Annotated in this window: 15 protein-coding genes; 10 read left to right on the top strand and 5 right to left on the bottom strand. The window is 68.3% G+C overall.

What is annotated here, in order from left to right; all coding sequences use genetic code 11:
* Positions 1 to 19 precede the first annotated feature (19 nt).
* Positions 20 to 1,057, bottom strand: coding sequence for a uroporphyrinogen decarboxylase (gene hemE, locus RIB45_RS16605; protein WP_502882582.1), 1,038 nt, complete (start codon positions 1,055 to 1,057; stop codon positions 20 to 22).
* A gap of 523 nt (positions 1,058 to 1,580) precedes the next feature.
* Between hemE and RIB45_RS16600 the strand changes: the two genes are divergently transcribed.
* The 5 genes from RIB45_RS16600 to dnaQ are packed head-to-tail and all read left to right on the top strand — an operon-like array spanning position 1,581 to position 5,336.
* Entirely contained in the window at positions 1,581 to 2,465 is an 885-nt protein-coding gene (locus RIB45_RS16600) for a pyruvate, water dikinase regulatory protein (RefSeq protein ID WP_350051641.1), read from the top strand.
* Positions 2,462 to 3,085 carry a Maf family protein gene (locus RIB45_RS16595; RefSeq protein WP_350051640.1) on the top strand — a complete coding sequence of 208 codons (624 nt, stop codon included), beginning with the start codon at positions 2,462 to 2,464 and terminating at the stop codon, positions 3,083 to 3,085. Before RIB45_RS16600 ends, RIB45_RS16595 begins: the two co-directional genes overlap by 4 nt.
* Positions 3,082 to 3,942: a shikimate dehydrogenase gene (locus RIB45_RS16590; protein ID WP_350051638.1), complete on the top strand. Its 861-nt coding sequence runs from the start codon at positions 3,082 to 3,084 to the stop codon at positions 3,940 to 3,942. Before RIB45_RS16595 ends, RIB45_RS16590 begins: the two co-directional genes overlap by 4 nt.
* A 16-nt stretch (positions 3,943 to 3,958) precedes the next feature.
* Complete coding sequence (gene coaE / locus RIB45_RS16585; RefSeq protein ID WP_350051637.1) at positions 3,959 to 4,648, top strand: dephospho-CoA kinase; 690 nt, start codon at positions 3,959 to 3,961, stop codon at positions 4,646 to 4,648.
* A complete protein-coding gene (gene dnaQ, locus RIB45_RS16580) occupies positions 4,641 to 5,336 on the top strand; it encodes a DNA polymerase III subunit epsilon (RefSeq protein WP_350051636.1) in 696 nt (231 codons plus the stop codon). The genes coaE and dnaQ overlap by 8 nt, the downstream gene beginning before the upstream one ends.
* Positions 5,337 to 5,384: 48 nt before the next feature.
* Here the strand turns inward: dnaQ and RIB45_RS16575 are convergent, their stop codons facing one another.
* The 3 genes from RIB45_RS16575 to RIB45_RS16565 all read right to left on the bottom strand — a co-directional run bounded on the left by RIB45_RS16575 (position 5,385) and on the right by RIB45_RS16565 (position 7,314).
* Entirely contained in the window at positions 5,385 to 6,065 is a 681-nt protein-coding gene (locus RIB45_RS16575) for a protein-export chaperone SecB (RefSeq protein WP_350051634.1), read from the bottom strand.
* Positions 6,066 to 6,166: 101 nt separating this feature from the next.
* Complete coding sequence (locus tag RIB45_RS16570; RefSeq protein WP_350051633.1) at positions 6,167 to 6,769, bottom strand: histidine phosphatase family protein; 603 nt, start codon at positions 6,767 to 6,769, stop codon at positions 6,167 to 6,169.
* Positions 6,766 to 7,314: an FxsA family protein gene (locus tag RIB45_RS16565; RefSeq protein WP_350051632.1), complete on the bottom strand. Its 549-nt coding sequence runs from the start codon at positions 7,312 to 7,314 to the stop codon at positions 6,766 to 6,768. The genes RIB45_RS16570 and RIB45_RS16565 overlap by 4 nt, the downstream gene beginning before the upstream one ends.
* Positions 7,315 to 7,508: 194 nt before the next feature.
* Here RIB45_RS16565 and RIB45_RS16560 point away from each other — a divergent pair, with 194 nt between their 5' ends.
* The 4 genes from RIB45_RS16560 to RIB45_RS16545 all read left to right on the top strand — a co-directional run bounded on the left by RIB45_RS16560 (position 7,509) and on the right by RIB45_RS16545 (position 11,404).
* Positions 7,509 to 8,264, top strand: a complete 756-nt coding sequence (locus RIB45_RS16560; RefSeq protein WP_350051631.1) for a Tim44/TimA family putative adaptor protein — start codon at positions 7,509 to 7,511, stop codon at positions 8,262 to 8,264.
* A gap of 47 nt (positions 8,265 to 8,311) precedes the next feature.
* A complete protein-coding gene (mltA, locus tag RIB45_RS16555; RefSeq protein WP_350051630.1) occupies positions 8,312 to 9,574 on the top strand; it encodes a murein transglycosylase A in 1,263 nt (420 codons plus the stop codon).
* A gap of 348 nt (positions 9,575 to 9,922) precedes the next feature.
* On the top strand, positions 9,923 to 10,780 hold the full coding sequence (locus RIB45_RS16550) for a cobalamin B12-binding domain-containing protein (protein ID WP_350051629.1): 858 nt from the start codon (positions 9,923 to 9,925) through the stop codon (positions 10,778 to 10,780).
* A gap of 165 nt (positions 10,781 to 10,945) precedes the next feature.
* Positions 10,946 to 11,404, top strand: a complete 459-nt coding sequence (locus RIB45_RS16545) for a BLUF domain-containing protein (RefSeq protein ID WP_350051628.1) — start codon at positions 10,946 to 10,948, stop codon at positions 11,402 to 11,404.
* A gap of 3 nt (positions 11,405 to 11,407) precedes the next feature.
* Here RIB45_RS16545 and RIB45_RS16540 read toward each other — a convergent pair whose 3' ends face one another.
* Positions 11,408 to 11,755: a c-type cytochrome gene (locus RIB45_RS16540; RefSeq protein WP_350051627.1), complete on the bottom strand. Its 348-nt coding sequence runs from the start codon at positions 11,753 to 11,755 to the stop codon at positions 11,408 to 11,410.
* A gap of 148 nt (positions 11,756 to 11,903) precedes the next feature.
* On the opposite strand from RIB45_RS16540, the gene RIB45_RS16535 reads away from it, so the two are divergent.
* Complete coding sequence (locus RIB45_RS16535; protein WP_502882579.1) at positions 11,904 to 12,773, top strand: (Fe-S)-binding protein; 870 nt, start codon at positions 11,904 to 11,906, stop codon at positions 12,771 to 12,773.
* The last annotated feature ends 26 nt before the right edge of the window (positions 12,774 to 12,799 follow it).

The raw sequence follows: 12,799 nt of genomic DNA, 5'->3' as shown, positions 1-12,799 counted from the left end.
AAAGGCGGACGGGGGAGGGTCAGAACCCGCGCACCCGCTCCACCAGCCGGGTGACGTGCTCGGGCGGCGTCTCCTTGATGACGCCGTGCCCGAGGTTGAATACGAACGGACCGCCCGAAAGGTTCTCCATGATCTTGTCGATCGCGCCGTCCAGCGCCGCGCCCCCGGTCAGAAGCGCGAGCGGATCGAGATTGCCTTGCACCGGCAGCTTGGGTTGCACCGTATGCCGGATGAGCTCGAGCGGCGCCATCTGGTCTAGGCTGACGGCGTCGACCCCGGCCGTCTCGATGTAGGAATAGAGATTCATGCCGGCGGCCCGCGGAAAGCCGATGATCGGGATCGTCGGATGGTGCGCGCGCAGCCGCTCCGCCACCGCCCGGTTGGGCGCGCTCACCCAGCGGTCGAACGAGGCGGCGTCGAGCGCGCCCGCCCAGCTGTCGAACAGCTGTATCGCTTCGGCCCCGGCCTCGATCTGGGCGGAGAGGTAGGAGACCGTCGCCTCGACGATCATGTCGATCAGACGCCCGAAACTCTCCGGCTGGGCGAAGGCCCAGTGCTTGACCTTGGTGAAGTCGCGGCTGGAGCCGCCTTCGATCATGTAGGTGGCGACCGTCCAGGGCGCGCCGGCGAAGCCGATCAGCGCGGTTTCTTTGGGCAACGACGCGGACAGTTTCGAGACCGTCTCGCACACGGCGGCGAGTTTCTCCCCCGCCTTGGTCGGATCCGACAGCGCGGCGAGATCCTGCTCCGATGTCAGCGCGTCCAGCTTCGGACCCTCTCCCTCGACGAAGCGCACGCCCTGATCCAAGGCCCACGGAATGACCAGGATGTCCGAGAACAGGATGGCGGCGTCGAAGCCGTAGCGCCGGATCGGCTGCAGCGTCACCTCGCACGCCTTCTCGGGCGTAAAGCACAGATCGAGGAACCCGTCGCAGGTCGCCCGCACCTCCCGGTACTCCGGCAGATAGCGCCCGGCCTGGCGCATCAGCCAAATCGGGGGAGTCTTCTGCAGGCCGCCCTTCAGAGCGTGCAGGAACTTCTTATCGCCCGGCGCCATTTCGCTCGGCGTTCGGATCGTCTGGTCAGCGCTGGCCACGATTGTACGGCCTCCCCCGTCGTTTTCGGGTCTCTCCATATCAATCTTAAGAGAATAAGTAAAAAGGTTGCGGTGGTGGTAGAGGGGATGAGTCACGGGGATTATTTTTCGTCCCCGACTTCGTCAACACGCGTCGTCTCGGCGCCGGTTGCGCGCCGGCCGGCTGTGGAGCGTCGGCCGATAAGCGGGGGATCGTCAGCGATTCCAAGCCTTGGGGAAAAAGGGGATAACGAGGAGAAGTCGGGCTCCGTTCCGCGCTTTTCCCCGCTCCGCCGATCGGGGGATTGCAGTTGTCCCGCTGGGCGCCGAGCCGCCCCGCGCGACGCGTATGCGGGCGCCGATCGTCTCGACGGACCTCGGGCGGCGCTTTTCCACCGCGCCGTCCCTGTGATATCCACCGGTCAGTGTGGATGACGCGCCGCCGCGCCGTTCTCCTTTTCTTACGCCGTCCGGCGTTCATTGGATTGAAGGGACGCGCCCGCCTGTGTCTGAGTCCGGTTTCCCCACAAAGCCCCTCGGCGCGCCGAGCGACGGCGCCGTCGAGACGGTGCATCTCCATCTCGTCTCGGATTCCACAGGCGAGACCGTTCACGGCCTTGCGCGCGCCTGCATCGTCCAGTTCGAAGGGATCGACGCGGAAGAGCATCTCTGGACGCTGGTCCGCTCGCCCTCGCAGCTCGATCGGGTGCTTGACGGAATCCGAAAGGCGCCCGGCATCGTCATGTTCACCCTGGTGAATGAAGAGATGCGCGAAAAGCTGGTTCTCGCCTGCCGCGATCTGCGCATTCCCTGCCTGTCGGTCCTCGATCCCTTCATCACAAGTTTCGAGGCCTATCTCGGGCGGCCCAGCCGCGACCAACCGGGTCGTCAACACGAGCTGGATACGGAGTATTTCGCGCGCATCGAGGCGATGCAGTTCGCGCTCGCCCATGACGACGGCCAGGGCCTTTGGAACCTGCCGAACGCCGACGTCGTGGTGCTCGGGGTCTCGCGCACCTCGAAGACGCCGACCTGCATTTATCTGGCGAACCGCGGCGTGAAGGCGGCCAACATCCCCTTCGTGCCGGCGCTGGGGGTGCCGAAGGAGGTGCTTGCGCTCGGCAACTCGCCCTTCGATCCGCTGGTCGTGGGTCTGACTAAGGATCCGCAGCAACTCGTGCAGATCCGCAAGAACCGTATGCGCATGCTGTCCGAAACCGACGAGACCGATTACGTCGATCTGGAAACCGTGCGCCAAGAAGTGGTGGCCTGCCGCCGGCTTTGCTCCGAACGGCGCTGGCCGGTGATCGACGTCTCGCGCCGGTCGATCGAGGAGACGGCCGCCACCATCCTCAAGCATTACGAAAAACATATCGGGCAGGGACGATGAGCGACGCGGCGTCTGACCAAGCGGTCGGGGAAGAGCTTATCCTGGCGTCGGCCAGCAAAACGCGGGCCGCGCTGCTGCGCAATGCGGGATTGAACGTGGTCTGCGACCCCGCACATGTCGACGAAGAGGCGGTCAAGGAAAGCCTGAAGGCGGAAGGCGCGACCGCGGCGATCGTCGCCGAGACGCTGGCTGAACTGAAGGCGACGAAGGTAAGCCGCCGTCATCCCGGGCGGCTCGTGATCGGCGCGGATCAGACGCTCGACTTGGCCGGCGTCTGGTTCGACAAACCGGTCGATCTCGACCACGCCAAGGCGCATCTTCAGGCTTTCTCCGGCAAGACGCATCGGCTGAATTCGGCTGTATCCGTGGTGCGCGACGGCCAAGTCCTGTGGCACGGCGCCGATTGGGCGGAACTCACGGTTCGGCCGTTGGAGCCGGCGTTCATCGAGCGCTATCTCGACGCCGTCGGGGAGGCCGCCTTCGGGTCTGTCGGCGCCTATCAGCTCGAGGGCCTGGGGGCGCAGCTCTTCTCCAGCGTTCGCGGGGACTATTTCACCGTGCTCGGCCTGCCGTTGCTTCCCTTGCTCGGCTTCCTGCGTCAGACCGGGGCGCTCGCGTGAGCGCGCTGCGCCGCGCCGGCGTGCTGGGCTGGCCGATCGAGCATTCGCTCTCTCCGGTAATCCACGGCCTGTGGCTCAAGCGCTTCGGGATAGCGGGACGCTACGAGCGCGTCGCCGTCGAGCCGGAGCGCTTCGCAGCCGAGACGCTCCGGCTGCTGCAGGAGCAAGGCTGGCGCGGCATGAACGTCACCGCGCCGCACAAGGAAGCCGCCGTGCGGGTCGTCGACCGCCTGGATGCGGCGGCCGAGCGGATCGGCGCCGTCAACACCGTCGTCGCCTGCGCGGACGGCCGCGTCGAAGGCCGCAACACCGACCTGTACGGCTTTCGACGCAATTTGGAGACGGCGGCCGGCTGGGAGCGCGTCGGGCGACGCGCCGCCGTGGTGATCGGCGCCGGCGGGGCGTCCAGGGCGGTGGTGTGCGCGTTGCTTGATCTCGGCTTCAAGGAGGTGCGCATTCTGAACCGGACCGTCGAGAAGGCGCGGGCGCTGCGAGACGACCTGTCGGTCAAGGAGGGAATGCGTCTTGCGCCGCTTTCGATGGACTGGGCTGCGCCCGCGATGGAGGGCGCCGATCTTCTGGTCAACACGACCAGTCTCGGCATGACGGGGCGCGGGCCGCTCGACCTCCCGCTCGACCCGTTGCCGCGCGAGGCCTTCGTGACGGACATCGTCTACGCTCCGCTCGAGACCGATCTACTGACCCGGGCCCGGGCGCGCGGACACGCCGTCGTCGACGGGTTGGGCATGTTGCTGCACCAGGCGGTCCCAGGCTTCGAAGCCTGGTTCGAACCGCCGGAGCCGCCTGCGGTCGACGCCGAGCTGCGCGCGGCCGTGCTGGCCGCGATGCCGGGTTGAGGCGGAAGAGCGCGCCGTGCGCATCCTCGGACTCACCGGCTCGATCGGCATGGGCAAAAGCACGGCGGCCGCCATGCTGCGCCGGCTGGGCGCGCCGGTCTATGACGCCGACCGGGCCGTGCACCGGCTGATGGGGCCGGGCGGCGCCGCGCTGGCGGCGATAGAGGCGGAGTTTCCCGGCGTTGTGGGCCGTCACGGCGTCGACCGGCAAGCGCTGGGCGCGCAAGTCTTCGGCGACCGGGCGGCGCTGAAGCGGCTGGAGGCGATCCTTCATCCCCTCGTCGCCGCCGCGCGGGACGATTTCCTAAAGCGCTGCGCGCGTCGGGGGACGCCGGTCGCCGTGCTTGACGTGCCGCTGCTGTTCGAGACCGGGCTCGACCAGCGCTGCGATCTGACCCTGTTGGTGACGGCGCCGCCGGCGATCCAGCGCTTCCGGGTGCTCAAACGTCCCGGCATGAGCGAGGAGAAGCTGGCCGGCGTGCTGGCCCAGCAGATCCCCGATCCCGTGAAGCGCCGCCTCGCCGATGTCGTGATCCCGACAGGCCTTGGGCGGCGCCCGGTCTTGCGCGCGCTGCGGCGCGCCCTCACACTGGCTGGCGCGCGCCCGGCGCGATGTTGGCCGCCGGGGCCGCCGCGGGTCTATCCGCCCGCCCGTCCGCCCTTCGGGCTGAAGGGCGGCCGCAGCAGGAGCAAGCGCGATGCGTGAAATCGTACTCGACACCGAAACGACCGGGCTGAGCCCGAAAGACGGTCACAGGATCGTCGAGATCGGCTGCGTCGAGCTGCATAATCGCGTGCCCACCGGCGAGACCTATTGGGTCTACATCAATCCCGAACGCGACATGCCGACGGAGGCCTTCCAGGTCCACGGGCTGTCCGAAGCGTTCCTGGCCGACAAACCGACCTTCGCCGAGATCGCGGACGCGTTCCTGGCGTTCGTCGGGGAGGCGCCGCTGGTGATCCACAACGCCGGCTTCGACATGAAGTTCATCAACGCGGAGCTCGAACGATGCGGCCGCGCGCCGCTTCCTATGAGCCAGTCGGTCGACACGGTGCAGATCGCCCGGCGCAAGTTTCCCGGCGCGCAGGCCAGCCTGGACGCGCTGTGCAAGCGCTTCGGCGTCGACAACGCGAAGCGCACGAAGCATGGGGCGCTGCTCGATTCGGAGTTGTTGGCCGAGGTCTATCTGGAGCTGATGGGCGGCCGGCAGGCGGGATTGGCGCTGGCCGCCGATCGTCCGGGCGCGGCCGAGGCGGCGCGCGACGCCTCCGCGCCGGCGGGATCGAGGGACAAGCCGGTCCGCCCGCCCCGCCCGCATGCGCCGAGCGCCGCGGAGCTGGCGGCGCACGAGGCGTTTCTGGAGAAGATCGCGGAGCCGATCTGGCGGCGGTAGAGGCGCCCCGAAAGCGTCCCGGGGCCGCCGCTCACCCCTCGCTCTGCCTCACCCCTCGCTCTGGGCGGCGCGTTCCTGCGCCACCTGCTCGACATCCACCGACTGCAGCGCGCCTTGCGCCTTCTTCGTGCGATACATCGCAAGGAAGTCGATCGGCGGCAGCATCACGATGCTGAAGCCGGCGTCGCGGCTGCTTTCGCTCAGAATGGCGCGGAAATAGGGGTAGAGAATGCGCGGAATCTCGATCATCAGCAGCGGTTCGATGGTCCGTTTGTCGATCGGGCCGACCTCCACCGCGCAGCCGTAGGCGAGTTCGATCAGATAGGCGGGACGCCCGTCGCCGCTCTCCTCGTCCGGCAGCGCGCCTTTCACCTCCGTGTGCACGACCACCTCGACCAGGCGGGCGCCGAGCGCGCGCGTCGTCACGTCGATCGACACCTGCGGGCGAATCCGCCGGCTCGCCGGGCGGGAGAAAATCTCCGGCGCCTGCGGGTTCTCGACCGAGAGATCCTTGATGTATTGCGCGACGATCTTGTAGGGCGGCTGCCCGTCGTCCGCCTCTTGCGCGTGACCGGCCGCCGCCGCCCGGGCTGCGGCTTCGGCGGCCGGATCGGCGCCGGATGTCTCTGCGTCGGGTTTGGCCGCGTCGGGTTTGGCCGCGCTGGGTTTGTCCGCGCTGGGTTTGTCCGCGTTGGGGGCGTCGTCGTCGCGCGAGGTGTCGTCACTCATGGGCGTTGGTCGATCCGTGCAAGCGGGTGGGACGGGACGGCCGGGGGCGAGAGCCCGCGCGGCGCACGGCGCTCGGTATCACGCGGCCGGCGGCGAGGCAACTAAGCGGCGCTGGGGTCTTCGGGCGGGCGCGCCTGCGCCGCGTTCAACAGCTCGGCGCCGGTCGGATGCGGCGCCGTCGGATCGAAGCGCAGCACGGCCGCATTGGCGACGCGCCACCCGGTCAGGCCGCGGATGAAGCCCCAATGGCTGACCGCCAGAATCTCCGGCCAATCCGAAAGCGCCGCCGCCCGGTCGCGAAAGGTGCGCGCGCGCGCCGCCACCATCGCGTCGTCCTCGCGCGTCGGCCACCACTCCTCGGCCAGATGATCGAAGGACAGCGCCGGCCAGCGCTCCTGCAACGCGCTGCGCGGCGCGCCGATGTCGCAGGTGAAGTAGGCGTGCTCGCCGATCTCGACCTCGACCGCGATCGGCAGCGCCAGACGCTCGGCGATGATCTCCGCGGTTTGCAGCGCGCGGGTGTAGGGCGAGGCGATGATGCGCCGAAGGCGCGCGCCCGCCTCGTGGTCCGCCAAAAAAGCCGCCGCCTCCGTCGCCTGGGCGCGACCGGCCTGCGTCAGCTCAGGGTCGCGTATTCCCGGATCCTGTCGGGTTTCGGCGAAACGGACGTTGAATTCGCTTTCCCCATGGCGCACGAGGATCATCGAGGCGGCTCCTCGCCGTCGCCGCGCGGTCGTCCCTCGTCCAGCGGCGGGCGCTCGCCGGCTCGATCGCGCTCGGGATCGACCTCCTCGAACTCGCCGTCGATGATCGGCCGCCCGTCGGGTCCGCGTCGGGGTCCGCTCCCCGGTCCCCTGGCCGCGCCCGGTCCCTCAGTGCGGACGGTGAAGCGTTTGCTTTTCGCCGCCTGGCGGATCAGCGCGCCGCCGATCGCCTGCCGCAGCGGCGGAATCAGCAGCGAAAACCCGATCGCATCGGTCAAGAATCCCGGCGTCAGGAGCAGCGCGCCGGCGATCAGCAGACACACGCCCGTCACCACCTCCTCCACCGGGAAGCGATCCTCGGCCAATGCGGCCTGCGCCCGGTTCAAGGCGGCCACGCCTTGTTGGCGCACCAGCGTCGCGCCGACCAGCGCGGTCACGACGATCGTCGCCAGCGTCGGCCACAAACCGATGACGTCGCCGATCTCGATGAACAGCGCGATTTCCGCGATCGGAACCGCGATGAAGAGGAGGAGAAGGACCGGCATCTTGCTCTTTTACAGGTGAAAGCCTATGTCTTGCGAGGCGGCTGTTTGCGCGAGCGCTTCGCGTGGAACGTAAGCAGTCCCGCCGCGCACGACAAGGCGCTGACCGACGCCGGCCCGACAGGCCGGCAGGTCTGCGACGTTATTTTTCGAAGGCGCGCCCGCCGGGCGGACGCCGGATGGCAAAGGCCGGAGTGATGAGCGGCGGTTTCCCCCTCGACCTTATCCTGTTCGCCGCACTGGCGTTGTTCCTGATCTTTCGGTTGGGCAGCGTGCTCGGCAAGCGCACGGGACACCAGAAGCCGACCGACCTGTTCGGCGATCGCGGCGCCAAGGGCGACGGCGCCCGCGATCGGAGCGGCGAGCGCGAAGACCGCGCCGACGAGAACGTCATCCCGATGCCCGGAAAACGGGATCAGGGCCGCGACGACGCGGCTGAGGAAAGCCCGCAGATGAAGGGTCCGGCCGGCTCGGGGCTCACCCAGATCAAGGTGGCCGACCCGTCCTTCGACCCCGATCAGTTCGTGGACGGCGCCCGGCAGGCTTTCGAAATGATCGTGACCGCCTATGCGGAAGGCGACGGCCGCACGTTAAAGCAGCTCCTGTCCAAAGACGTCTACGAAAGCTTCGCCGCCGCGATCCGCGAGCGCGAGAAGGCCGGCGAGCGGATGGAGGACACCCTCTACGGGATCGACGAAGCGAGCGTCGTCGACGCCGGCATGGACGGCAATACGGCCAGCGTCACGGTCAAGTTCGTCAGCCAGCAGGTGAACGTCACCTATGACTCGGAAGGGCGCGTGGTCGCCGGCGACCCGAACGAGGTCGCGAGCGTCACCGACATCTGGACCTTCCAGCGCAACGTAAAGAGCCGGGACCCGAATTGGGAGCTGGCGGAGACCCGCAGCCCGGATGAGGAGACCGACTCCTCCGACAACAACGGCACGGAGAGCTGATCCGCCTTGCGCGGCGCCCTCGGCGCCCTCTTTGGACGTTCGCCGCCATGACGTCGCCTTCGCTGGTCCTTCGATCGTTTCGCGCGCTGGCTGCGTCGGCGCTGATCGCCCTTGCGGCCTGCGGCGATCCGACCCCCGACGCTTCGATCGAGAAAACGGAAGAGGCGCCGGCCCCGGCGCCGGCTGCTGAAGCGCTGCAGCTTACCGCGGTCGGGTTCGAGAGCCTGCCCGGCTGGACGGCGGATCCGCTCGACGACGCGCCGAGCGCGTTCTTGCGCAGCTGCGCGCGTTTGACCCTGCAGCCCGACGAGCGGCCGATCGGAACCGACGCCGCCCCGGTGCTGGCCGGGGATTTCGACGCGCCGTGCGCCGCCGCGGCGGGCCTGGAGAGCGCCGCGCCCGCCGACAAGCGCGCTTTCTTTGAAACCCATTTTCGGCCGTTTTTGGCGGCGGACGCGGCCGACGGCGACGAACAGGGTCTTTTCACCGGATATTTCGAAGCCGAACTGACCGGGGCGCGAACGCGCAGCGAGACCTATGCGACCCCGCTTTACAGCGCGCCTCCGGATTTGGTCGTCGCCGATCTGTCGCATTTCGACCCCGATCTCGCCGGTCGGCGTCTGATCGGTCGGATCGAGGACGGCCGGTTCGTTCCGTACCCCGACCGCGGCGCCATCGAAGGCGGGCTGCTCGACGGCCGCGATCTGGAGCTGTTGTGGATCGACGATCCGGTGGACGTCTTCCTGTTGCAGGTTCAAGGCTCCGGCCGCGTCATTCTGCCGGACGGCGAGGTCGTTCGCGTCGGCTTCGCCGCGCATAACGGTCGGCCGTACCGCTCGATCGGACGGGTGCTGATCGAGCGCGGGGCGCTCGCCCCCCACGCCGCCAGTTGGGACGGCATTCGCGGTTGGATCGAAGACAATCCCGAAGCGGCGTCGGCGCTTTTCGCGGAGAACCCGCGGTTCGTCTTCTTCCGTCTGCTGGAGGGGGAGGACGGGCCGATCGGGGCGCAGGGCGTCGCTCTGACGCCGGAACGCTCTCTCGCCGTCGATCGGCGTTACGTGCCGCTGGGCGCGCCCGTATGGCTGGATGCGACGATGCCCGGCGACACCGACGCGCCGCTGCGCCGCCTGATGGTGGCCCAGGACGCCGGCGGCGCGATCAACGGCCCGGTGCGCGGCGACTTCTTCTGGGGCTACGGGGACGCGGCGCTCGCCATGGCCGGGAAGATGAAGAGCCGCGGGCGGTACTTTCTCCTGCTGCCGAAGGCTTCGGCCGATCGGATGACGGCGGCAGCCGCCGGGTCTTAAGCCTCTTGCTGCGGGTTCTAACCTTTATGGTGCAGTGCGGCGACGAATCTGGGGCCGACGGCGCCGATTCGGTTGGAAATCGACTCGCTTTCTTGTTCTAATGCGCTGACAGTTCGACCGTTGGCTGTTCCGCAACTGTCAGCTTGCGCTGACGCTTTGGGGGCTGATCAGGCGACGAAAGAGCGCGGCGAAGCGCCTTAGAAGCGGCCGGCGGGGTCTTGCTCCGGAAAGCCGGCGAGAAATGTCGAATTGGTGCAGTGGGAGGTTTCTGCCGAAGAGTAGGGGCTCGGAACGTTCAGTTCAGCGCTGAAGCGTCGGGCCGCTGCCTGGGGGGTGGCGATGTCGTCGATGAACCCCGACGATCCGCACGGGTCCAAGGACGGCCGCGGCGGGGAAGATACGCTTTACGGATCAACGCGCGAACCGCTCGACGTCGGGTGGTTGAGCGATACGATCGAAAAGCGGGTGATTCCGGAACTGGCGCGGGCGTGCGAGCGGTATTTCCCCGACGGGGTCGCGCCGGTGCAGGTGAAACCCTTGCCCGACCAGGCCTTTCAGTCGGTTCTGAAGGCCATCCTGCGGTATGACAGCAAACAGGCGATCCGCATCGTCGACACGTTGATCGAAGATCGCGTGCCGATGCAGGTGCTCTATCTCAGCCTGTTCGCCCCGGCCGCCCGGCGCATCGGGGAGCTGTGGGAGGACGATCAGCTCGACTTCCTGGAAGTGACCCAGGCGCTCGCCGCGATTCAGCTGGTGCTCCATCACATGAGCGAAAGCGCGGTCTCTGAGCCGACGCAATATGACAGCACGCGCCGCATCCTGATCGCCCGCGCGCCGGGCGAGCAGCACATCTTCGGCGTCCTGACGGTAAGCGAGTTCTTCCGGCTCGGCGGTTGGGAGGTCGAAGGCGGGATCGGCCAGGAGGCCGACGACAGTCTGCTCGATCTCGTGAACGAGCGCTGGTTCGCCCTGATCGGCCTGTCGGCTGCGACCGACGGACGCATCGCCGCCCTGACCGAGGTGATTCCCCGCATCCGCGCCGCCTCGAAGAACCGACGCCTCGGCGTCATGGTCGGCGGTCCGGCCTTCATCGAGAACGCCTCGCTGTTCGAGGCGGTGGGGGCCGACGCCATGGCGACCGACGCCGACCAGGCGGTGGGCCGGGCGGAAGATCTTCTCGCGGCGGCGTTTCGCGGCGGCTGACGTCCTCCCGTCATGGCCTTATAAGTCTTAGGGAAATCGACTCGCGTATCGGCGCTGATGGTTGGCGGGCGAGAATTCTCGGCTATATCTGCCGTCGGTGGGGACAGGCGTCGCCGGCCGCGTCGGGAGCGCGGACGCGGGCGCGACGACGGGGAGCGAAGACAGATGGCGGTTCGGCAGCTGATCTATTTTTCCAACGCGGTTGACGGGGTCGATCAGGCGGACATCGAATCGATCCTCGCCGCCAGCCGACGCAACAACGCCAAGTCAGACGTGACCGGCTTGCTGCTCTTCGTGCACGGCGTTTTCGCCCAGGTACTGGAGGGCGCGCCGGACACGGTGGAGGCCGTTTACGGCAAGATCGCCGCCGACCCCCGCCATTGCGACGTCGAAATCCTGTCGGACAAGACCGTCGCCGACCGAACCTTCACCGACTGGTCGATGGCCTATTTGGAGACCACGGCGGATGATCTCGCGCGGTCCGCGGGCCTCGACAAGCTGTTCGAGGAGCCGGAGTTCCTGCCGATGCTGGAGGATGATCCCAGCCAGATGGAGGACGGGATCGCGCGCGCGCTTGAGCGCTACGCCGCGCGGCTGGGCGCTCAGGGCCCCGACGCCCGCTGAGGTCTAAGGCCGGGCGAGCCCGTCAAGGTACGCTAGGAAATCGTCGATCTGATCGGGGCCCAGCACCGTTTCCGGCATCGCCGGGTGGCCGGTGACGATGCCCTCGGCCAACGCCTCCGCCAGACTGTCGAGCGGCCATCGCCCGGCGACGGCGCGAAACGGCGGAGCGCCTTCAACCGGACTGGCGTCGGCCCGACCGGTGGCGTGGCATGCGCCGCACTGGGCGGCGGCGAACGCGAGGCCGGCCGCCGGATCGCCGGGATCGCCGCCGGCCGCAGCCGGCGTCGGAGCCGCGCAGGACAGCGTGACGGCGGCCAGCAGGCCGGCGGGACTGATCAGACGGGCGGGCATCGGGTCCTCCGGGCGAGGGGTGTGGAGCGCAAGCTCTCGTCCGACAGACCTAGCCCGATTCCGCCCGCCGCGCCAAGCGGGCGCGCCGGTTGCCTTGGGCGTCGCGCGCCGCCATTGTAAGGCGTGGATTTCAGCTAAGAGAGGTCGCATGACCGCGCCCCAATCTTCCGCCGATACCGGCTCCGCCTCTTCTGACGACCTGGGCGACAAGTCGCCGGCCGGGCCGACGGTCGGCTTGTTCGTCACCTGCCTGGTGGATTTGTTTCGGCCGAAAGTCGGCTTCGCCTCGGTCAAGCTGCTCGAGGCGGCGGGCTGCCGGGTGCGGGTGCCGCGCGCTCAGACCTGCTGCGGGCAACCGGCCTACAATTCGGGCGACAACGACCACAGCCGCGCGATCGCCCGCGGCGTGATCGAGGCGTTCGAGGGCGTCGATTATCTGGTCGCTCCGTCCGGCTCCTGCGCCGGCATGATCCGGGCGCATTATCCGGACCTGTTCGCGGACGACCCGGAAATGCACCTGAAGGCCGGCGCGCTGGCTCAGCGCTCCTATGAGCTGGTCAGTTTCTTGACCGATGTTATGGACATGCCGCTGGAGGCGATCGACGCGCGATTCGACGGCGCCGTCACCTATCACGACAGCTGCTCGGGCCTGCGCGAGCTCGAGATCAAGCAGCAGCCGCGCAAGCTGCTCTCGGCGGTCGAAAACATCCGGCTGACCGAACTGCCGTCGGCCGAGATCTGCTGCGGCTTCGGCGGAACCTTCTGCGTCAAATATCCGGACATCTCGAACAAGATGGTCGGCGACAAGGCGAAGGACGTCGTCGACACGGGCGCGGACGCGCTGCTGGCCGGCGATCTGGGGTGCCTGATGAACATGGCCGGCAAGCTGAAGCGCGAAGAGGCGCCGGTGCGGGTCTACCATGTGGCGGAGGTGTTGGCCGACATGGCCGACGGGCCCGGCATCGGCGAGACCGAGGCGGCGCAAGTCCAGGCGATGCACGAGGCCGGCCGCGAGTGACCCGCGGCGGCGCGAGAACGGAGTCC

The organism is Marivibrio sp. (genome assembly GCF_040218065.1).
Taxonomy (GTDB): domain Bacteria; phylum Pseudomonadota; class Alphaproteobacteria; order UBA8366; family Aestuariispiraceae; genus Marivibrio.
This window is presented reverse-complemented; position numbering and strand designations above follow the sequence as displayed.